The 19009-nt window shown below is 70.6% G+C and carries 18 protein-coding genes; 12 read left to right on the top strand and 6 right to left on the bottom strand.

Annotated features, from left to right (window positions below):
• Nucleotides 1-1483: HAMP domain-containing sensor histidine kinase (locus tag AB0K15_RS25105; RefSeq protein ID WP_364054975.1), on the bottom strand; the 1483-nt coding region annotated here is incomplete at its 3' end.
• Nucleotides 1484-1655: 172 nt separating this feature from the next.
• Here AB0K15_RS25105 and AB0K15_RS25100 point away from each other — a divergent pair.
• A complete protein-coding gene (locus tag AB0K15_RS25100) occupies nucleotides 1656-2162 on the top strand; it encodes a hypothetical protein (RefSeq protein WP_364054972.1) in 507 nt (168 codons plus the stop codon).
• Here AB0K15_RS25100 and AB0K15_RS25095 read toward each other — a convergent pair.
• Nucleotides 2154-2984, bottom strand: a complete 831-nt coding sequence (locus AB0K15_RS25095; RefSeq protein ID WP_364054969.1) for a fructosamine kinase family protein — start codon at nucleotides 2982-2984, stop codon at nucleotides 2154-2156. The two genes, AB0K15_RS25100 and AB0K15_RS25095, sit on opposite strands and share 9 nt — an antisense overlap.
• Nucleotides 2981-5047 (bottom strand): fatty acid desaturase, encoded by a 2067-nt coding sequence (locus tag AB0K15_RS25090; RefSeq protein ID WP_364054966.1) that lies wholly within the window; start codon nucleotides 5045-5047, stop codon nucleotides 2981-2983. Before AB0K15_RS25090 ends, AB0K15_RS25095 begins: the two co-directional genes overlap by 4 nt.
• 144 nt (nucleotides 5048-5191) lie before the next feature.
• Between AB0K15_RS25090 and AB0K15_RS25085 the strand changes: the two genes are divergently transcribed.
• From AB0K15_RS25085 to AB0K15_RS25060, 6 genes are all read left to right on the top strand, one after another.
• Complete coding sequence (locus AB0K15_RS25085; RefSeq protein ID WP_364054963.1) at nucleotides 5192-5785, top strand: TetR family transcriptional regulator; 594 nt, start codon at nucleotides 5192-5194, stop codon at nucleotides 5783-5785.
• A 138-nt stretch (nucleotides 5786-5923) separates the two neighbouring features.
• Nucleotides 5924-7312, top strand: coding sequence for a trigger factor (tig, locus tag AB0K15_RS25080; RefSeq protein WP_364054960.1), 1389 nt, complete (start codon nucleotides 5924-5926; stop codon nucleotides 7310-7312).
• A 94-nt stretch (nucleotides 7313-7406) separates the two neighbouring features.
• The gene (locus tag AB0K15_RS25075) at nucleotides 7407-8054 is read left to right on the top strand and encodes an ATP-dependent Clp protease proteolytic subunit (RefSeq protein ID WP_364054958.1); all 648 of its coding nucleotides are present in this window, start codon (nucleotides 7407-7409) and stop codon (nucleotides 8052-8054) included.
• 25 nt (nucleotides 8055-8079) lie between these two features.
• Entirely contained in the window at nucleotides 8080-8733 is a 654-nt protein-coding gene (locus AB0K15_RS25070) for an ATP-dependent Clp protease proteolytic subunit (RefSeq protein ID WP_285973822.1), read from the top strand.
• A gap of 233 nt (nucleotides 8734-8966) precedes the next feature.
• A complete protein-coding gene (clpX, locus tag AB0K15_RS25065; RefSeq protein ID WP_360600373.1) occupies nucleotides 8967-10262 on the top strand; it encodes an ATP-dependent Clp protease ATP-binding subunit ClpX in 1296 nt (431 codons plus the stop codon).
• A gap of 77 nt (nucleotides 10263-10339) precedes the next feature.
• A complete protein-coding gene (locus AB0K15_RS25060; RefSeq protein WP_364054954.1) occupies nucleotides 10340-10753 on the top strand; it encodes a hypothetical protein in 414 nt (137 codons plus the stop codon).
• 183 nt (nucleotides 10754-10936) lie between these two features.
• On the opposite strand, the gene AB0K15_RS25055 is transcribed toward AB0K15_RS25060, so the two are convergent.
• Nucleotides 10937-11887, bottom strand: coding sequence for an alpha/beta hydrolase-fold protein (locus tag AB0K15_RS25055; protein WP_364054951.1), 951 nt, complete (start codon nucleotides 11885-11887; stop codon nucleotides 10937-10939).
• A gap of 594 nt (nucleotides 11888-12481) precedes the next feature.
• Between AB0K15_RS25055 and AB0K15_RS25050 the strand changes: the two genes are divergently transcribed.
• On the top strand, nucleotides 12482-13843 hold the full coding sequence (locus tag AB0K15_RS25050; protein WP_364054948.1) for a carotenoid oxygenase family protein: 1362 nt from the start codon (nucleotides 12482-12484) through the stop codon (nucleotides 13841-13843).
• A 10-nt stretch (nucleotides 13844-13853) separates the two neighbouring features.
• On the opposite strand, the gene fdhD is transcribed toward AB0K15_RS25050, so the two are convergent.
• The gene (gene fdhD, locus AB0K15_RS25045; protein ID WP_364054945.1) at nucleotides 13854-14678 is read right to left on the bottom strand and encodes a formate dehydrogenase accessory sulfurtransferase FdhD; all 825 of its coding nucleotides are present in this window, start codon (nucleotides 14676-14678) and stop codon (nucleotides 13854-13856) included.
• A 122-nt stretch (nucleotides 14679-14800) separates the two neighbouring features.
• Here fdhD and AB0K15_RS25040 point away from each other — a divergent pair, with 122 nt between their 5' ends.
• The 4 genes from AB0K15_RS25040 to AB0K15_RS25025 all read left to right on the top strand — a co-directional run bounded on the left by AB0K15_RS25040 (nucleotide 14801) and on the right by AB0K15_RS25025 (nucleotide 18343).
• Nucleotides 14801-16153: an OFA family MFS transporter gene (locus AB0K15_RS25040; protein ID WP_364054942.1), complete on the top strand. Its 1353-nt coding sequence runs from the start codon at nucleotides 14801-14803 to the stop codon at nucleotides 16151-16153.
• Nucleotides 16153-16290, top strand: coding sequence for a hypothetical protein (locus AB0K15_RS25035; protein WP_364054939.1), 138 nt, complete (start codon nucleotides 16153-16155; stop codon nucleotides 16288-16290). The genes AB0K15_RS25040 and AB0K15_RS25035 overlap by 1 nt, the downstream gene beginning before the upstream one ends.
• A 302-nt stretch (nucleotides 16291-16592) precedes the next feature.
• On the top strand, nucleotides 16593-17081 hold the full coding sequence (locus AB0K15_RS25030) for a helix-turn-helix domain-containing protein (RefSeq protein WP_364054936.1): 489 nt from the start codon (nucleotides 16593-16595) through the stop codon (nucleotides 17079-17081).
• Nucleotides 17078-18343, top strand: coding sequence for an MFS transporter (locus AB0K15_RS25025; protein ID WP_364054933.1), 1266 nt, complete (start codon nucleotides 17078-17080; stop codon nucleotides 18341-18343). Before AB0K15_RS25030 ends, AB0K15_RS25025 begins: the two co-directional genes overlap by 4 nt.
• On the opposite strand, the gene AB0K15_RS25020 is transcribed toward AB0K15_RS25025, so the two are convergent.
• Complete coding sequence (locus AB0K15_RS25020) at nucleotides 18340-19008, bottom strand: GntR family transcriptional regulator (RefSeq protein WP_364054930.1); 669 nt, start codon at nucleotides 19006-19008, stop codon at nucleotides 18340-18342. The two genes, AB0K15_RS25025 and AB0K15_RS25020, sit on opposite strands and share 4 nt — an antisense overlap.
• Nucleotide 19009: the final 1 nt, after the last annotated feature.

The raw sequence follows: 19009 nt of genomic DNA, 5'->3' as shown, positions 1-19009 counted from the left end.
GGATCTGGGCCAGCGGTGAGTCTGTGTGCTGGGTCGGGACGGCGACCGGCAGGCGGACCGCGAATTCGGTGCGGCCGGGGATGCTGTGCACCTCGATGGTGCCGTGGTGGGCCACCAGTACGGCGGCCGCGATGGCCATGCCCAGGCCCGTCGAGCCGGCGGCGCGGGAGCGGGAGGAGTCGCCGCGGGCGAAGCGTTCGAAGACTGCCGGGAGGAGGTCCGGGGGGATGCCCGGGCCGTTGTCGGTGACGGTGATGACGGCGGTGCCGTCGGCGGAGCGGGCCAGGGACGTCACGACGGTGGTGCCGGGTGGGGTGTGGACGCGGGCGTTGGCGAGCAGATTCGCCAGGACCTGGTGGAGGCGTTGGACGTCGCCCAGTACGAGCACCGGGGAGTCGGGCAGGCGGAGCTCCCAGTGGTGCGTGGGGCCGGCCACGTGGGCGTCCCCGACGGCGTCGGCGACCAGGCGGGCCAGGTCGACCTCGCCGACGTCGAGGGGGCGGCCCGCGTCGAGGCGGGCGAGGAGTAGCAGGTCTTCGACGAGGGTCGTCATGCGGTCGGCTTCGGATTCGATGCGGGTCATGGACCGGGCGACGTCCGGGGGCACGTGCATGCGGCCGCGGCCGGCGAGCTCGGCGTAGCCGCGGATGGCGGCCAGGGGTGTACGCAGCTCGTGGCTCGCGTCGGCGACGAAGCGGCGTACGCGCATTTCGCTGGCGTGCCTCGCTTCCAACGCGGCGGAGATGTGGCCGAGCATGAGGTTGAGCGCGGAACCGACCTGGCCGACTTCCGTGCGGGGGTCGGTGTCGCGGTCGGGGACGCGGACGGACAGGTCCACATAACCGTGGTCCAGGGGCAGCTCCGAGACGCGGGCGGCGGTCGCGGCGACCCGGTCGAGCGGGCGGAGCGTGCGCCGGACCGCGAAGGCGCCGATGAAGGCCGCGCCCGTGACGCCGGCGGCCGCGACGCCGAAGAGGATCAGGCCGACGGTGAGCAGCGTCTGCTGCACGGGCTCGAGCGGCACACCGGTGACGACCACGCCGTCGGGGATGGGCGTCGCGGTGAGGCGGTAGTCGCCGAGGTCGCCGACGGTGCGGGTGTAGGCGCGGCCGTCGGCGGGCAGGCTCTGCAGGGCGGCGAGCTGGTCGTCGGTGAGGGTGACGCGCTGGCCGTGCTGGGAGAGCGAGCCGCCTTCGATGAGCCGGCCGCCGGAGAAGTGGGCGTTGACGGTGCCGGCGCCCTGCCCCGGCGCGTCGAGCGGGTTGTGCCCGCCCAGCGGCCCGCCGTGCGTAGCGAAGTCCTGGGCGCGGCCGGCGGCGGCGTAGAGCTGCCCGTCGGTCTGGTCGATGAGGAACGCCCGCAACGCGAACTCGCTCACCACTCCGATGACCAGGCACACCAGTGACAACAGCGCCACGATCGCCACCGTCAGCTTCACGCGCAACGACAGCCGCCCGAAGCGGGTCCTCGCGCGCTGTGTCATGACACGAGCGTGCTGGCGCCGGGTGTGGGGCGCATGTGTGCTGCCTGTGAGCCCGCTGTGATGTCAGGTGTCCGAAAAGTCGGGGTCACAGGCCGGGCTCACCACGGCCACAGTCCCGGCACAGGCTCCGCCTCGACGGTGGTGGTCATTCCCCCCGTCGAAGGAGCTCGTGATGACCGAACAGTCCACTCAGGACACTGCCAGGCCCGCTGGGGATGGAACTCCCGGCGGCACCCGGCGCCTGAACCCTCGGCGCAAGGGGGTCGCGGCCGGGGTCGCCGCCGTGATCGCCGTCGGGGGCGGCGCCGCGATCTGGATCGCGAGCAGCTCGGCCGACGCCGGCACGGCCACCGCCACTGCCATCGGTCCGGGCGGTCCCGGTCAAGGCGCCCGTGGCCCCGGCGCACCCGGCCGAGCCCTCCACGGCGAATTCACCACCACCGACGACACCGGCGCCTCCGTGACGAAGTTCCTCCAGACCGGCAAAGTCACCGCGCTGTCCGCCACCTCCCTCACTGCCCGGAGCGACGACGGTTTCACCAAGATCTACACGATCGACTCCACCACCGCGACGGGCATCACCAACGGCGAAGAAGTCACCGTCGTCGCCACCACCTCCGGCGGCACACCCGCCGCCACCTCTGTCACGGAAGCGATGGACGGCCCGCCGTCACAGTAGTTCCCGGGCGGCGGCAAGGGCTTGCGTCGCGTACGACCGTCCGAACAGGACAGTGTGCACGAGCAGCGGAAACAGCTGATGCAACGGCACCCGCGACCGCCACCCGTCGGCCAGGGGCGCGGCCTCGGCGTAAGCCGCGACCACCTCGGCCGAGTGCGGGCAGCCGAACAGGTGGAGCATCGCGAGATCCGTCTCGCGGTGCCCACCGTGGGCGGCCGGGTCGATGAGGCAGACGCCGGCGTCGGTCCACAACACGTTGCCGTTCCACAGGTCCCCGTGCAGCCGTGCGGGTGGTTCGGCGGGACCGGCGACGGAGGGGAACCGCGAACAGGCCCGTTCGAAAACGCCCGCCTCGGCCACATCCAGCACCCCGCTGTCCACCGCCCGCCGGACGTACGGCAAGACGCGCTGCTCGGCATACCACCGCGGCCACTCGGCGCCGGTCACGTTCGCCATCGGGGCCGGCCCGATCCACGCCGCCACCGGTCCACCCGGGGGTGGCGAACCGAACGCCGGCGCGCCGGCCGAATGCAGCCGGGCCAGGCCGAGCCCGAACGAGCGCGCCGCGGCCACCGTCGGCCGCGCGGTCTCGACCCGGTCGAGAACCAGCCACTCGTCGTCGTGACCACGCACCCGAACAACCGGCACGGCGTCAGCCGCGGCCAGCCACCGCAAGCCCGCGGCCTCGGCGACGGCGGCGCCCGGCGCGTGCTTCACCACCACCCAGCCGTCGGACAGCTCGGCTTCCGGCAGAGCACCCGACGAGTGCGTGCGCCGTACCTCGCGGCCCGTGAGCCGGGCGGCAACCTCGGCCGCGCTCACCGGTCGTAGTCGACGGCCAGCTCGGGCGTGGTCGGCCGGGCCCGGCACGTCAGGATCCGGTTGTCCGCCACGTCGGCCTCCGTGAGCGCGTACTGCACATCCATGTCCACCCGCCCCCGCACCAGCTTCGCCACGCAGCTCCCGCACGCGCCGCCGGTGCACGAATACGGCACGTCGAGCCGGGCGCGCAAGGAAGCGTCGAGCACGGTTTCGCCGGGCTGCGTCACGATGTCCGTCACGTGCCGCCCGACGGTGACCGACAAGGCCGCCGACGCGCCTTCCGGGCTGCGGGCCGGGGCGCCGGCGAAGAGCTCGAACTGCACGTCCTCGTCGGGGACATAGGCCTCGCGCAGGGTGCGGCGCGCCATGTCGAGCAGGCCGCGCGGGCCGCACAGGAACCACTGGTCGACCTTGGCCGGGTGGAGGCGGTTCTGCAGCAGCGCGCGCAGCCGGGTGGCGTCGAGGCGGCCGCTGCGGTAGCGCTCGTGGGAGATCGCGAGGGCCTCGCCGACCGTGTCGAAGTGCCGCACGGGACGGTGGGCGTGCAGGTCGGGATCGCGTTCGTCGGTGCGGAAGTGGACCACGTGCAGCCGGCCGGCCCACTCGCGGGCCAGCGCGCTGATCTCGTCGGCGAACATCGTCGTCGCGCCGGAAGTGTTGACGTACAACAAAGTCGCGCGGCTGTGCGCCTCCGCGCGCAGCACGCTGGACAGGATCGACAGCACCGGCGTGATCCCGCTGCCCGCCGCCAGCACGACGTAGCGCGCCGAACGGTCCGGGCACGGCGAGAGCGTGAACCCGCCCGAAGGGGGCAGCAGTTCGAGCACGGCGCCCGGCTTCAGCCGCGAAGTCGCGAACGTCGAGAAAGCGCCGCCCTCGCGGCGTTTCACCGCGATCTGCAGCGAACCCGAACCGGCGGGGGAGCAGACGGAGTACGTGCGCCGCACCACGGTGCCGTCCACCGTCGTGCGCACGACCACGTGCTGGCCGGGCACATGCCGGAACGTCTCGCGCAGCTGTTCGGGAACCTCGAAGGTGATCACGACGGCGTCCTGGGCGATCGGCGCCACGGAAAGAACCCGCAACGCGTGGAACCGCCGAGGCCCGCGCCGCAACGGTTCCGGTGCGGGCTCCTTCTCGAAACATTCGGTGAGCCGCCGCCACGCGCGGTACTCGGCGGCCGTCAGCTCGCGGCCCCACGCCGTGGTGATGGGGACTTCGCGCGCCAGGTACGCGTCGCGGTTGTCGTTCCACGCGCGCACGTAGCGGTAGAACGGGATCGCGGGGTGGAGGTGGTGCACCAGGTGGTAGTTCTGGTACAGCATGATCGGCGTCATCAGCCACTCCAGCCCCACCCGCACCCGCGTGGCGCCGAAGCGGTTCTCCGCCAGGCCGTGGTGGGGCAGCCAGTCGAACCACCACGCGAGCAGCGCGAGCCCCAGCCGCTGCGGGATCAGGTAGACCGCCAGCAGTTCCCAGCCGCGGCCGCACGCCACCACCGTCACCACCATCGCGGCGAACGCCACCAGCGCCACGAGCGTCTCCGCGCGCTCGGGGCGGGGCCGGTCGTGCACGCGGCGGGAGTAGAAGCGCACGTACCAGAAGTCGATCGTCAGCCAGCGGAACGGCAGCTGCCACCACGGACCCTGCGAGGTCCAGGCGTCGGGATCGGTGCCGGCGTCGGCATTGGTGTAACGGTGGTGCTCGAGGTGGATGAAGCGCAGGAACGGGAACGAGCCGTAGGCCGCGACGAACAGCATCGCCAGCCGGCCGAGCACCTCGTTGAGCCACGTGAGCTTCCCGGCCGCGTGGTGGGCCGACTCGTGCGCGACGGTGAACATCGTGAACGTGACGAGCGCGTGCAGCGGGATCGTCACCCACAGTGGCGCGAAGCCGCACAACAGGAGCCACGTGGCCGTGCCCCACACCGCCAGGCCGCCCGCGAAGAGGGCGAGCGTGGGCAGCGACGCGGGCGCGAGCGGGATCCGGGGACTGGGCACGGCGGCGCGCTCGGGCGCCGCGGGCTGGTCCCCGGCGCCGAGCCGGCTGTCGACGACGGGCATCGAGCGGTCTCCTCGGTCGATCGCTCCTGGCCAAGCGCTGACAACTTAGACAACCGCAAGGGGTTTGTAAATCGGTTTGACACGGATTCCGGGGTGCGTCCTGGTCAGTGGCTGCGCAGGCCGTCGTCGCCAAGCTCACTTCCCGTGAAATCCGGTGTCGCCGGGGAGTCCTCGGGGCGCGTGCGCTCGCGGGAGCGGCTGCTCGCGGCCGCGGCCGAGCTGACCAGCGCCGGCGGCTGGGCGAACCTCACGATGGGCCGGCTCGCGGCCGACCTCGGCGTGAGCCGGCAGACCGTCTACCACGAGGTGGGGTCCAAGGCCGGGCTGGCCGAGGCCCTCGTGCTGCGCGAGACCGACAAGCTCGCCGGCACCGTCGGGCGGATCCTCGCGAACCACCCGGGCGACGCGGCCGAGGGCGTCACCACCGCGTTCTGCCACATCGTGGCGGCCGCGCGCGTGAACCCGCTGCTCAAGACCGTGCTGGGCGGGCAGGGCGGCGACGAGCTGCTGCCGCTCATCACGACGCGTTCGCAGGCCGTGCTGGAGCGGGCCGTGACCGCGGTAACGCCCGTTTTGCGCGCGCAGGACCCGGAGCTGGGGTTGTCGGAAGAGGAGTGGTCCGTCTTCGCCGAGACGTTCGTCCGGCTCCTGCTCAGCCACGTGGTGCAGCCCGGCGGGCCGGTCGAGCGGACGGCCACGAGCGTGCGCTGGGTGCTCGGACGGATGCTCGACCGCTGATCGGGAGGGGTGTCAGGGTGCCCCCGACCAGGTCCGGTGAGGCCAAGGGCCTAGACTCGGTCGTCCCGGTCGGCAGGTGACCGGGACCGTCCCGAGGGACTGTCCAACCCCCATTGTTTACCGCTCGAGGAGAAGACCTTGAAGAGCACCGTCGAGCAGCTCAGCCCGACGCGAGTCAAGATCAATGTCGAGGTGCCGTTCGACGAGCTCAAGCCGAACTTCGACCGCGCCTACCGCAAGATCGCCCAGCAGGTGCGCATCCCGGGCTTCCGGCCCGGCAAGGCGCCCGCTCGCGTCCTGGAAAGCCGGATCGGCCGTGCGCCGGTGCTCGACGAGGTCGTCAACGAAGCCATCCCGGCCAAGTACATCGAGGCCGTCCGCGCCGGCGAGGTCCGCACCCTGGGCCAGCCGGAGTTCGAGGTGACGAAGCTCGAGGACCGCGACGTCCTGGAGTTCAGCGCCGAGGTCGACGTGCGGCCGGAGATCGCGCTGCCCGACCTCGAGGGCCTCGAGGTGAGCGTCGACGACGTCGAGACCACCGACGCGGAGGTCGACGAGCAGCTCGACGAGCTGCGCGCCCGCTTCGGCACCCTGACCGGTGTCGAGCGCCCGGCCGAGAACGGCGACTTCGTGTCCATCGACCTGTCGGCCACGGTCGACGGCACCGCGGTGGAGGAGGCCTCCACCACCGGCCTGTCCTACGAGATCGGCTCCGGCCAGCTCGTGGACGGCATCGACGAGGCCATCGTCGGCGCGAGCCAGGGTGAGACGAAGACCTTCACCACCAAGCTCGTGGCCGGCGAGTTCGCCGGGCAGGACGCCGAAGTCACGGTGACCCTGCAGTCGGTCAAGCAGCGCGAGCTGCCGGAGGCCGACGACGAGTTCGCCCAGCTCGCGAGCGAGTTCGACACCATTGAAGAACTGCGCTCCGACCTTCGCGAGCGCCTCGGCCGCGTCAAGAAGATGCAGCAGGGCGTGCAGGCGCGCGACAAGGTCCTCGACATCCTCCTGGAGCGCACCGAGGTGCCGATCCCGGAGAAGGTGCTCGAGGCCGAGATCGAGAACCGCAAGCACGACGCGGTTCACCCGTTCGACCACGACGAGGCGAAGTTCGCCCAGGCGCTCGAGGCCGAAGGCCGTACGCTGGACGAGTTCAACGCCGAGGTCCAGGAGGAGTCGGAGAAGGCGGTGCGCACCCAGCTGCTGCTGGACACCATCGCCGACAACGAGAAGACCTCCGTCAACGACGGTGAGCTCACCGAGCGCATCATGTACCAGGCCCAGCGCTTCGGCATCAGCCCGGACGAGTACGTGCAGCGGGCCCAGCAGTCGGGCCAGCTGACCGCCATCTACGCCGACGTGCGCCGCGGCAAGGCGCTGGCATCGGTGGTCCGGGGCACGACCGTGAAGGACGCCTCGGGCGCGGAGGTCGACCTGACCGAGCTGTTCGGCGCCGACGAGGCTGACGCCCCGGCCGGCGACGAGACGCAGGTCACCGAGGAAGCGGCCGCGACCCCTGCGGAGTGACGCTGTGAGCGAACTTGGGCGGTGTCGGGCATTCCGCACCGCCCGAGTTCGTTAGGGTCGGTTGCAAGATCTCAAGCATCTGAACACGACAGCGGTGGCCGACACGACGAAGGGCCACCGCCGGCGAAAAAGGCAGGCAGACGTGAAGCAGCACATGCCCGAGGGGCGGACCGGCACCTCCGGACTCACCCTCACCGACTCGGTGTTCGAGCGGTTGCTCCAGGAGCGCATCGTCGTCCTCGGCTCCGAGGTCAACGACGAGATCGCCAACCGGATCACCGCGCAGCTGTTGCTGCTCGACGCGGACGACGGTGAGTCCGACATCCGGTTCTACATCAACTCGCCGGGTGGCTCGGTCACCGCCGGGTTCGCCATCTACGACACCATGCAGCTGATCCGCCCGGACGTCGCCACGTACGCCATGGGCATGGCGGCCTCGATGGGGCAGTTCCTGCTCTCGTCGGGCACGCCGGGCAAGCGGTACGCGCTCCCGCACGCCAGGATCCTGATGCACCAGCCGTCGGCGGGTGTCGGCGGTACCGCGTCCGACATCGCGATCCAGGCGGACCTGTTCAACAAGTGGAAGCAGGAGCTCGCCCGCATCACGGCCGAGCAGACCGGCCAGACCACCGAGCAGATCATCAAGGACGGCGACCGCGACCGCTGGTTCACGGCGCAGGAGGCGAAGGAATACGGCTTCGTCGACCACGTGCTGTCGGCCGGCATCACCTCGAACAACTGAGCGCGAAGCACACAGGAGACCTCTCATGAGCAATTTCCGGCTCCCGGGTGACTTCCGGGCTCCGCAGACTCCGCAGTCGCGGTACATCTTGCCGTCGTACGTCGAGCGGACCAGCTACGGCGTCAAGGAGTCCAACCCGTACAACAAGCTGTACGAGGAGCGGACGATCTTCCTCGGCGTGCAGGTGGACGACGCGTCGGCCAACGACGTGATGGCCCAGCTGCTGCACCTCGAGCACGAGGACCCGGACCGCGACATCAGCATCTACATCAACTCCCCGGGTGGGTCGTTCACGTCGCTGATGGCGATCTACGACACCATGCAGTACATCCGCCCGGACATCTCCACGGTGTGCCTCGGCCAGGCCGCTTCGGCCGCCGCGGTGCTGCTGGCGGCCGGCACGCCGGGCAAGCGCATGGCGCTGCCCAACGCGCGCGTGCTGATCCACCAGCCGGCCACCGAGGGCACCTACGGGCAGGTCTCGGACCTGGAGATCCAGGCCAACGAGATCCAGCGCGTGCGCCGCCAGATGGAGGTCATCCTGGCGAAGCACACGAACAAGGAGCCCGACCAGATCAGGGCCGACATCGAGCGGGACAAGATCCTTACCGCCGACGAGGCCAAGGCCTACGGCCTGATCGACGAGGTCCTTCCGTACCGGAAGGCCTCCGCCAACTGATCACGGGGCCGGTGCGTGTCGAATCGGCGACACGCACCGGCTCTCTGGTCTAGTGTCGACCTCTGACGTGCCTTCTCCTCGCGCGGGTGTTCCCGCTCGTGGCTTCGGACGGGTACCGTCAGTGGCAGTGCGTGAAGCTTCGGCCGGCCGGTGTGAAAACAACGGGTCGGGACCGGAGCGGCAAGACAGTGTCAGGTGCGTACCGCGCACCGGAGGGGACGAGGTCAACGGCCATGGCACGGATCGGTGACGGCGGCGACCTGCTGAAGTGTTCTTTCTGCGGGAAGAGCCAGAAGCAGGTGAAGAAGCTCATTGCCGGCCCCGGGGTCTACATCTGCGATGAGTGCATCGACCTCTGCAACGAGATCATCGAAGAGGAGCTGGCCGAAGCCGGCGAGGTGAAGCTCGACGAGCTGCCCAAGCCCGCGGACATCCGCGAGTTCCTCGAGCAGTACATCATCGGCCAGGACGACGCGAAGAAGACGCTCGCGGTCGCGGTGTACAACCACTACAAGCGCATCCAGGCCGACGACAAGGCCGGGCCGAAGGACTCCAAGGACGAGCCCGTCGAGCTGGCGAAGTCCAACATCCTGATGCTCGGGCCGACCGGTACCGGCAAGACCTACCTGGCGCAGACGCTCGCGAAGCTGCTCAACGTGCCGTTCGCCATCGCGGACGCCACGGCGCTGACCGAGGCCGGCTACGTGGGCGAGGACGTCGAGAACATCCTCCTCAAGCTGATTCAGGCCGCCGACTACGACGTGAAGCGCGCCGAGACCGGCATCATCTACATCGACGAGGTCGACAAGATCGCCCGCAAGTCGGAGAACCCGTCGATCACGCGCGACGTGTCGGGCGAGGGCGTGCAGCAGGCGCTGCTGAAGATCCTCGAGGGCACCACGGCGTCGGTGCCGCCCCAGGGCGGGCGCAAGCACCCGCACCAGGAGTTCATCCAGATCGACACCACCAACGTGCTGTTCATCGTGGCCGGTGCGTTCGCGGGGCTCGAGAAGATCATCAACGAGCGCGTCGGCAAGCGCGGCCTCGGCTTCGGCGCGGAGATCCGCACCAAGGCCGAGATCGAGGGCAGCGACGTCTTCTCCGAGACGATGCCCGAGGACCTGATCAAGTTCGGCCTGATCCCGGAGTTCATCGGCCGCCTCCCGGTGGTCGCCACGGTGAACCACCTGGACAAGGAGTCGCTGGTCTCGATCCTCACGCAGCCGCGCAACGCCCTGGTGAAGCAGTACAAGAAGCTCTTCGAGATGGACAACGTCGAGCTCGAGTTCACCAAGACGGCGCTCGAGGCCATCGCCGACCAGGCGATGCTGCGCGGCACGGGTGCCCGCGGCCTGCGCGCGATCATGGAGGAAGTCCTCCAGCCGGTCATGTACGACATCCCGAGCCGCGACGACGTGGCGAAGGTCGTGATCACCGAGCAGACCGTGCGGGAGAACGTGAACCCCACGATCGTCGCGCGGCAGCCGTCCCGGCGGGCCCGCAGCGAGCGTGGTGAGAAGTCGGCCTGAGCCGTTCGCTGATCGGCGTGAGCCGTTTGCGGGAGTCCGCTGCCAGGCTGTTCGCGGCACGCGCGATAATGGACAGGATGACAACCGTGCCGCTGACCGCAGCCCCAGGGGACAACGCCACCACCTCGGTGCCGGACGTGGATGACGCCTCGTCGCCTCCGCCTGCCTCGACCAATGCCCCGTCGGTGGGCATCGTCGAGCTGAGCGAACGCGTCGTCGCGTCCATCCTGACCCGCTTCCCGTGGCTGTACCGCGCGGGCAACATCATGCTGGCCGTCTTCGCGGTCGTGTGCCTGGTGGCGGTGGGGACGCGGTTGTCGGCGTTGCCGCTGATCCCGCTGCCGTTGTTCGCTCTGGCCTGGTACTTCCTGCGCTTCTTGCGCGCCGCGGACACCCGCCGGCTGCAACTGCGCTGGGCACTGCTGACGGCGTTGGCGACGATGGTGGGGTTCTGGCTGATCTCGGTGGTGGCCCGCTGGGTGTCTTCCTGAGCCTCGTGTTGCGCGGCTGACTGCGGGCGGGATCGTGCTGGTGCTGGTGGCGCGGAGCTGACCTCGAGGGGTGTCCGTCGCTCGGGGGAGCACCGGCATGCCGAAGCGGATTTCGCTTGCCGCACAACCATTCTGCGGAAAGGCCGACTCTGCCGCCGGACTCGGATCGCGTCACGTGGACCCTCACACCGCGCGCGGCACGTGCTTCCCGACGAAGCTCACCAGGCTCGGCACGACCGAGTGGAAGAACGTGTCGCTGTGGATGCCCTTCGCCGTGTAGCCCACGGCCGGATGGGTGGCCGCGATGTAGCGCCGGACGCCGGTGATGAAGGAGTCCTCCGTGCCGCACCACAGGGCCGTCGGGATGCCGCGCAGGGCGGTGAGGTGGCGCAGCGGGTCGAGTGACGTCCAGTCGGACTGGCCGGTGAAGATGTGGCGCTTGGCCATCTCGGGCCAGTTCGTGATGAGCGCCGGCGAGATGGCCGCGATGGCCTCCGGCGGCTGACGACGCTCGGCGCGGCGGCGGCCGTAGACCATGGCGCCGAAGCCGCCCATCGAGACGCCGGCGCAGGCGAAGGGCAGGCCGTGCGCGCCGCCGAGGCCGCGGGCCGCGAGCCAGCGCGGGACTTCCTCCAGCAGCATCGCCATGGGGTCGTCGCCGGGGCGGACCTCGTGCCAGTAGTTGTCGCCCCCGTCGACGGCGACGTAACCGTACGCGGGCACGGCCTTGCGCGCGACGTCCGTGGCGAGCTGCTTGAGCAGCCCGCTGGGGGCGGCGCTGCGGGCGTTGCCGTGGAGGCCGTGGAGCATGAGCGACATCGGCAGGTCGGGCGGCGGTTTCTTGCTCGGCAGGAAGAGGACGAGGTCGACGTCGCGGCCCCTCGCGGCCGAGTGCACACGCTCGACGCGCAGCGAACCGACCTGGGTGACCGGCGAGTCGGTGGTGACGCCGAGGACCTGCAGCGCCTGCCCGAGAGGCGTGAGGCCCGCGGCCGTCGCGGCAGCCACCCCGGCGACGCCCAGGCCCGCCGCCCCGGCCGCGAGCGCGGTGCGGCGGCTGACGCGGCCGTTCACACCGCACCCCAGGCGCGGCCCGGTGCACTGGGCCGGTCGACCGCGGCGCGGTTGCCCCATCCGTCCACCTCGGCCCCCGTCCCGGCGACGGCGCTTACCTCGGCACGTTGAGGGGAGCGGTGAGGGTGCGCGCGGCGCTCAGCTCCACCCGTGAGCCCCGGCAGCGCGCGGGGCGAGCACCCCGCAGCGGCGGCTCTGTCGGCGAGGGCGTGGCTGGTGTGGTCGCCGGAGCCAGTACCGAGCGCGGTGCGGCGGCTGGCGCGGCCGTTCACGCCGCACCCCAGGCGCGGCCCGGTGCACGGCGAGGGCGGTGGTGAGGGTTTGCGCGGCGCTCAGCTCCGCCCGTGAGCCCCGGCAGTGCGCGGGGCGAGCACCCCGCAGCGGCGGCTCTGTCGGCGAGGGCGTGGCCGGTGAGGTCGGCGGAGCCAGTACCGAGCGCGGTGCGGTTGCCCCATCCGTCCACCTCGGCCTCCGTCCCAGATCACCGCAGGAAACTCTCACCCACCTGGACGCAGGTCACCATCCGTGCGTTGCCTGGCGTCACCGATCATCGTGCAGAGTCCGTGCCCGCGGCGCCAGTCCTGAAATCCGGGGTCTTGCGAGCGTTTCATAACTCTGTTATCAATGAATAACACTGTTACGAAAGGCTCTCGCATGCCCAACAAGTTCCTCGAAGGCAACTTCGCCCCCGTCACCCACGAGCACACGACCACGCGGCTCGAGGTGACCGGAGAGCTGCCCGGCTACCTCGACGGCCGCTATCTGCGCAACGGGCCCAACCCGCTCGCGCGGCAGGACCCGGGGAGCTACCACTGGTTCCTCGGCGACGGGATGGTCCACGGCGTCCGCCTGCGGAACGGGCTGGCGGAGTGGTACCGCAACCGCTGGATCCGCACGCCGCACGTCGCGGGGTTGCTCGGTGAAGGGCCGGAGGCGCCCAACAGGGGCATCGGGGCGAACACGAACGTCATCGGCCACGCGGGGCGCACGCTGGCGCTCATCGAGGGCGGTCTGCCCGCGTACGAGCTCACCGAGGAGCTCGACACCGTCGGCGCGTGCGACTTCGACGGCACGCTGCCCGGCGGCTACACGGCCCACCCCAAGCGCGACCCGCGCACGGGCGAGCTGCACGCCGTCACGTACACCTTCGGCCTCGGCAACCGCGTGCGGTACTCGGTCGTCGGCACCGACGGGCGGGCGCGGCGCGTCGTGGACATCGACGTGGCCGGCCGGCCGATGATGCACGATTTCTCGCTGACCGAAAAACACGTCGTCTTCTACGACCTGCCCGTGACCTTCGACGCGAACCAGACGCCCGCCCACGTCGACGTGCCCGACCCGGTCACCGCGCGCAGCGGCCGGGGCGTGAGCTCACTGCCGTACCGCTGGGACCCCGAGTACCCGGCCCGCGTCGGCGTGATGCCGCGCGACGGGGACAACTCCGACGTGCGCTGGTTCGACGTCGAGCCGTGTTACGTCTTCCACCCGCTCAACGCCTACGACGACGGCGACCGGATCGTCCTGCACGTCGTGCGCCACCCCAAGGTGTTCGACCGCGGCGTGCACGGCCCGACCGAAGGCGAGCCGACGCTCGACCGCTGGACCGTCGACCTCACGGCGGGCAAGGTCCTCGAAGAGCGGATCGACGAGCACGGCCAGGAGTTCCCGCGCGTCGACGAGCGCCACGTCGGGCGTGCGCACCGCTACGGCTACGCGGTGGCCGTCGACGGGCTCTCGAACCTGACCGGCGCGGTGTACAAGCACGATCTTCGCGCCGGAACCGCCCAGCGGCACGGATTCGGCCCCGGCCGGGTGCCCGGCGAGTTCGTGTTCGTACCGTCCCGTGTGGACGCTGCCGAGGACGAGGGTGTGCTCATGGGGTTCGTCTTCGACGCCGCCACGCAGCGCAGCGACCTGACGCTGCTGGACGCCGGAACGCTCGAGCCCGTCGCCGCCGTGCACCTGCCCGATCGCGTGCCGCACGGCTTCCACGGCAACTGGGTGCCGATCGGCTAGCCCGGACGGCCTAGGTCAGCACCCGCTGATCGCCGGTGTAGAGGTTCATGCTGTCGCCACGCAGGAAACCGATGAGCGTCATGCCGTTCTCCTCGGCCAGCTCAACGGCCAAAGAGGACGGAGCGGACACCGCGGCGAGCAGGCCGATCCCGGCCATCGCCGCCTTCTGCACCAGCTCGAACGAGGCGCGGCCGGAGACCAGCAGCCCGGAGCCGGGCGCGGGGATCCGGCCGGCCTGCACGGCCCACCCGAGCACCTTGTCCACGGCGTTGTGGCGCCCGACGTCCTCGCGCACGACCTCCAGCTCACCGTCCGGAGTGAACAGTGCGGCCGCGTGCAGCCCGCCGGTGGACTTGAACACCTTCTGCTGTTCCCGCAACGTGTCCGGAAGCTTCGCCAGCACGTCGGTCTTCACCTCGAACGCCGAGTCCGCGGGGGAGAAGCGGCTCTTCAGCTTCACGGCGTCGAGCGCGGCCTTGCCGCAGACGCCGCACGAGGACGTGGTGTAGAAGTTGCGCTCCACGCCGACGTCCGGAGGTGCCACTCCGGGCGCGAGTGTCACGTCGAGCACGTTGTAGGTGTTGCGCCCCTGGTCGTCGACGCCGTCGCAGTAGCGCGCGGCCGCGATGTCCTCGCGGGAGCCGACCACGCCCTCCGACAGCAGGAAACCGTGGGCCAGCTCGACATCGTGACCCGGAGTGCGCATCGTCACAGCGAGTGCCTTGCCGCCGACGCGGATCTCCAACGGCTCTTCGGCCGCCAGCGAGTCGGGGCGACGACGTTCACCGGTCGAGGAAATCCTCCGCACCGGCCGCCGCACGGTCACCCTGCCCATCTGTCCACCTTTCAACGGCCTTTGAAGACGTGCGCAGACGATCTACGACACCCAGCCGATGCAACGTCGGGGAATAAGTAATACATTCCCAGCATCACCTCACAGTTCGGAGGAGTCTGACGATGGCCCTCGGCTTCCTGGCCCGCTCTCGTATCGTCGCACCGCCCGGCTGGACCCGTTGGCTGGTCCCACCCGCAGCGCTCTCGATACATCTCTCGATCGGTCAAGCGTACGCATGGAGCGTGTTCAAAACGCCGCTCGAGAAGACCATGCACCTCTCGGGCACGGAGTCCGGGCTGCCGTTCCAGCTGGGCATCGTGATGCTCGGCCTCTCGGCGGCGTTCGGCGGCACGCTCGTGGAGAAGAACGGCCCGCGCTGGGCCATGTTCGTGGCGACGATCTGTTTCGGCACCGGCTTCCTCGTTTCGGCGCTCGGCGTCGCGACCGGGCAGTTCTGGCTCGTGGTCGTCGGCTACGGCGGGATCGGCGGCATCGGGCTCGGGATCGGCTACATCTCACCCGTGTCGACGCTGATCAAGTGGTTCCCCGACCGGCCCGGCATGGCCACGGGCATCGCGATCATGGGCTTCGGGGGCGGCGCGCTCATCGCCTCGCCGTGGTCCTCGGCGATGCTCGGCTCGGCACCGACCACGAGCGACATCGCGGTGGCGTTCCTGATCCACGGTGTCGTTTACGCGGTGTTCATGACGATGGGCGTGCTGCTCGTGCGCGTGCCGGCCGACGGGTGGAAGCCCGCGGGCTGGGAGCCGAAGGTCCTGGAGACCAAGAAGCTCATCTCCACGCACAACGTCTCGGCCGCCAACGCGCTCAAGACACCGCAGTTCTGGTGCCTGTGGATCGTGCTGTGCCTCAACGTGACCGCGGGCATCGGCATCCTGGAGAAGGCCGCGCCGATGATCACGGACTTCTTCAAGGGCACCTCGGCGCCGGTCGGCACGGCCGCCGCCGCCGGTTTCGTCGCGATGCTCTCGCTCACCAACATGCTGGGCCGGTTCGTCTGGTCGTCGGTCTCGGATGCCGTGGGGCGCAAGAACATCTACCGCTTCTACCTCGGCGTGGGCGCGGTGCTGTACCTGATCATCGCGCTGACCACGAACTCGTCGAAGCTGCTGTTCGTGCTGTGCGCCATGCTGATCCTCTCCTTCTACGGCGGCGGTTTCTCGACGCTGCCGGCGTACCTGAAGGACCTGTTCGGCAACTACCAGGTCGGCGCGATCCACGGCCGGCTGCTCACCGCGTGGTCGGTGGCCGGCGTGCTCGGGCCGCTGATCGTCGACGGCATCGCCGACAGCGAGAAGTCCGCGGGCAAGAGTGGTCCGGACCTCTACGCGACGTCGTTCTACATCATGATCGTGCTGCTCGTGGTCGGCTTCATCGCCAACGAGTTCGTGCGGCCGGTCAAGGCGAAGTACCACGAGCCCGTGGCGAGCACCCAGGTGGGGAGTGAGGCGTGATGAGCACACCGGACGTGGAAGAGCGCTCGACCGGGCGCACCGTGCTGCTCGTGGTCGCGTGGCTGTGGGTGGTGGTGCCGTTCGTCTACGGCGTCTACGAGCTGATCCTCAAGGTCATCGACCTGTTCGGCGGCTGATGCCTCACTGAGCGGGAACGCTCGGGTCCGCTTCGGCAAGGAGCGCGACCACCGGTGCACGACGTGCCGGTGGTCGCGCTCTTTTCGTTTCGCCGTCGGCCGCCCGCCGGACCGCCGTGACGAGCAATGTCCACTCAGGACCGTCCGGGAACCGGCACTGGCGGCCCACCCCGGGCCGGGAGGTCACGGTCCTCGGCCTCGCGGCTTCGCCCGAAAAAAGGACTGGACAAATGGTCAAGAGTCGTTGACCATTGTTCCTCGTGACTGGGGACGACTACGTTCCGCCCTCCGACAGTGTCGAGGTGCGGACGACTGAACAGCTTCGGGCCGTGAACAACCTGGTGCGTCACCGCGTGCTCGCGGTGCTGCGCGACGGGCCCGCGACGATCACGCAGATCGCCGCGCGCCTGGATCTGGCGAAAGGGAGTTCGAGTTACCACGTGCGGGTGCTGGAGCGCGCCGGGCTCATCCACGTGGTGCGCACGCGCAAGGTGCGCGGCGTGATCGAGCGGTACTACGGGATGGTCGCGAAGACGATCGAGCTGCCGGACCCGGCGCCCGGCCAGCGCGACGTGCTGCTGCAGCACGCGATCAACGACCTCGCGACCGCTCCGGAGGGGGCGCGGTACGTGCGCATGTCGCACCTGCGCCTGGGGGAGTCGCGCTACGCGGAGTTCGAACGGCGGCTGGGCGAGCTGCTTGACGAGATGCACGCGGCGCGCGAACCGGCCGAGCCCGCGGCGACGATCGCGGTGGCGTTCTTCCGGCCCGGTGAAGGGGCGGCGCAATGAGCGCGATGGTGCGCGGGTTGCGCCGCTCGGCTGCGGCGCCGAAGATGCCGCCCGCCTTCGCGCGGTTGTGGACAGCGGCGACGGTGTCGGGGTTGGGGGATGGGGCGTACGCGGCGGCGTTGCCGTTGTTCGCCGTCGCGTTGAGCAAGGACCCCGTGGTGATCAGCCTGGTGTCGGTGGCGATGGTGCTGCCGCACCTGGTGGTGGGGCTGGTGGCGGGCGCGCTGGTGGACCGGTGGGACCGGCGGCGCACGATGTGGCTCGCCGATCTGTGGCAGGCCTCGTTGCTGGCGCTCGCGGTCGTCGCGGGGGCGGTCGGGGCGCTGGGGATCCCGGCGCTGCTGGTGCTGGCGTTCCTGCTGGGCGTGGGACAGCTGTTCTTCGATGTGGCCTCGCAGGCCTACCTGCCGGACCTGCTCGGGCGCGACCAGACGTTGCTGCGCCGCGCCAACGGCCGGCTGCGGGGCGCGTCGACGGCGGCCGGGCAGTTCGCGGGGCCGCCGCTGGGCAGCTTCCTGTTCTCGCTCGCGCGGACGGTGCCGTTCCTGGTGGACGCCGTGTCGTTCGTGGCGAGTGCGCTGCTGATCCGGACGTTGCCCTCGACACCGGTGCCCGAGCGCGTCGAGGGCCGCGGCGTGTGGGCGGACGCGCGGGAGGGTTTCCGCTACGTCGTCCGGGATCGGCTGCTGCTCGGCCTGGCTCTGCGGCCGGCGGTCGGCAACCTGGCGTTCGGCGCGGTGGGGGCGGTGCTGGTGCTGTTCGCGCAGGACACCCTGGGCCTGTCCTCGGTCGGTTACGGGTTCCTGCTCGCCGCCGACGCCGTCGGCGGGCTGCTTGGCGCCATGGTCGTGGCGGGACCACTGGAGAAACTCGTCGGCACGGGCACGGCGCTCACGCTGACGGCCGTGGTGGAGGGCGGGTCGATCCTCGTCTTCGGGCTCGCGGACAACCCGTGGCTCGCCGGCGCCATGTTCGTCCTCTGCGGCTGCGGCATGGCCACCACCATGGTGCTCGGCTGGTCGCTGCGCCAGGCGATCGTCCCCGGCCGGCTCATGGGCCGGGTCGCCGCGGCCTCCCGCCTGGTCTCCCTGTCGGCCGGCCCCCTCGGCGCGCTGCTGGGCGGCTGGCTCGCCTCGGCGGCGGGCCTGCGCACCCCGTACTTCGCCGCTGCGGCGGTCCTGCTGACGATGACCGTGGTGACGATGAGCATGACCAGCAACGCCAAGGTGAAAGCCGCGCTGGAATCCGCAGTGGACGGTTAGAGCTCCGCCAGCAGCCGGCGCCGGGCGGAGTCCACGTGGTCGGCGGCGACGCGGTCCAGTTCGGCCGCGTCGCCGTCGCGGATCAGGGCCGCCAGTTCGCGGTGTTCGGCGACGACATGGGAGCGGTACTGCGAAGCCCCCAGGGACACGCGCCGCAGCTGGAACAGGAACACCTGCGAACGCACCGCCTCCCACGCCTCCGTCAGGCGGCGGTTGCCCGCGGCGGCGTAGACGCGGTCGTGGAACGCGATGTCGAGCGCCAGCAACCGGGGGCCGTCCGCGCCGGAGCCGACCGCGGAGGCCAGCGCGGCCACGAGGTCGTCCAAGGCGGCCAGATCGTCCACAGCGGACCGGGTCCGAGCCGTGACCGCGGCCAGGCGGTCGAGCGCGGCCCGCACGGAGTACACCTCCTCGACGTCCACCGCGGTCACCTCGACGACCGTGGTCGGGCGGTGCCAGCCGCCGCGGACGAGGCCTTCGCGGGTGAGCAGGGCGAGGCCCTCGCGCACCGAGCCGCGGCTGACCTCCAGCGACTCTGCGAGCTCGACCTCACGCAGGGGCGCGCCGGGCGGGAAGTGGCCGGCGAAGATCGCGTCGCGCACGCGGTCGGCGGCTTCCTCGGCGAGGCCGCGGCGCGCCGCTTTCCGCAACGGTGTGGCGTCCATC

The organism is Amycolatopsis sp. NPDC049253 (assembly GCF_040678995.1).
In the GTDB taxonomy this organism is placed as follows: domain Bacteria; phylum Actinomycetota; class Actinomycetes; order Mycobacteriales; family Pseudonocardiaceae; genus Amycolatopsis.
This window is presented reverse-complemented; position numbering and strand designations above follow the sequence as displayed.

Excerpts from the sequence above, each read along its gene's own strand:
- AB0K15_RS25090 (WP_364054966.1), bottom strand. The coding sequence starts at position 5,047 with ATGCCCGTCGTCGACAGCCGGCTCGGCGCCGGGGACCAGCCCGCGGCG.
- AB0K15_RS25035 (WP_364054939.1), top strand. The coding sequence starts at position 16,153 with ATGAGCACACCGGACGTGGAAGAGCGCTCGACCGGGCGCACCGTGCTG.
- AB0K15_RS25055 (WP_364054951.1), bottom strand. The coding sequence starts at position 11,887 with ATGGGGCAACCGCGCCGCGGTCGACCGGCCCAGTGCACCGGGCCGCGC.
- clpX (WP_360600373.1), top strand. The coding sequence starts at position 8,967 with ATGGCACGGATCGGTGACGGCGGCGACCTGCTGAAGTGTTCTTTCTGC.
- AB0K15_RS25020 (WP_364054930.1), bottom strand. The coding sequence starts at position 19,008 with ATGGACGCCACACCGTTGCGGAAAGCGGCGCGCCGCGGCCTCGCCGAG.
- fdhD (WP_364054945.1), bottom strand. The coding sequence starts at position 14,678 with ATGGGCAGGGTGACCGTGCGGCGGCCGGTGCGGAGGATTTCCTCGACC.
- AB0K15_RS25025 (WP_364054933.1), top strand. The coding sequence starts at position 17,078 with ATGAGCGCGATGGTGCGCGGGTTGCGCCGCTCGGCTGCGGCGCCGAAG.
- AB0K15_RS25070 (WP_285973822.1), top strand. The coding sequence starts at position 8,080 with ATGAGCAATTTCCGGCTCCCGGGTGACTTCCGGGCTCCGCAGACTCCG.
- AB0K15_RS25040 (WP_364054942.1), top strand. The coding sequence starts at position 14,801 with ATGGCCCTCGGCTTCCTGGCCCGCTCTCGTATCGTCGCACCGCCCGGC.
- AB0K15_RS25050 (WP_364054948.1), top strand. The coding sequence starts at position 12,482 with ATGCCCAACAAGTTCCTCGAAGGCAACTTCGCCCCCGTCACCCACGAG.
- AB0K15_RS25100 (WP_364054972.1), top strand. The coding sequence starts at position 1,656 with ATGACCGAACAGTCCACTCAGGACACTGCCAGGCCCGCTGGGGATGGA.
- AB0K15_RS25060 (WP_364054954.1), top strand. The coding sequence starts at position 10,340 with ATGACAACCGTGCCGCTGACCGCAGCCCCAGGGGACAACGCCACCACC.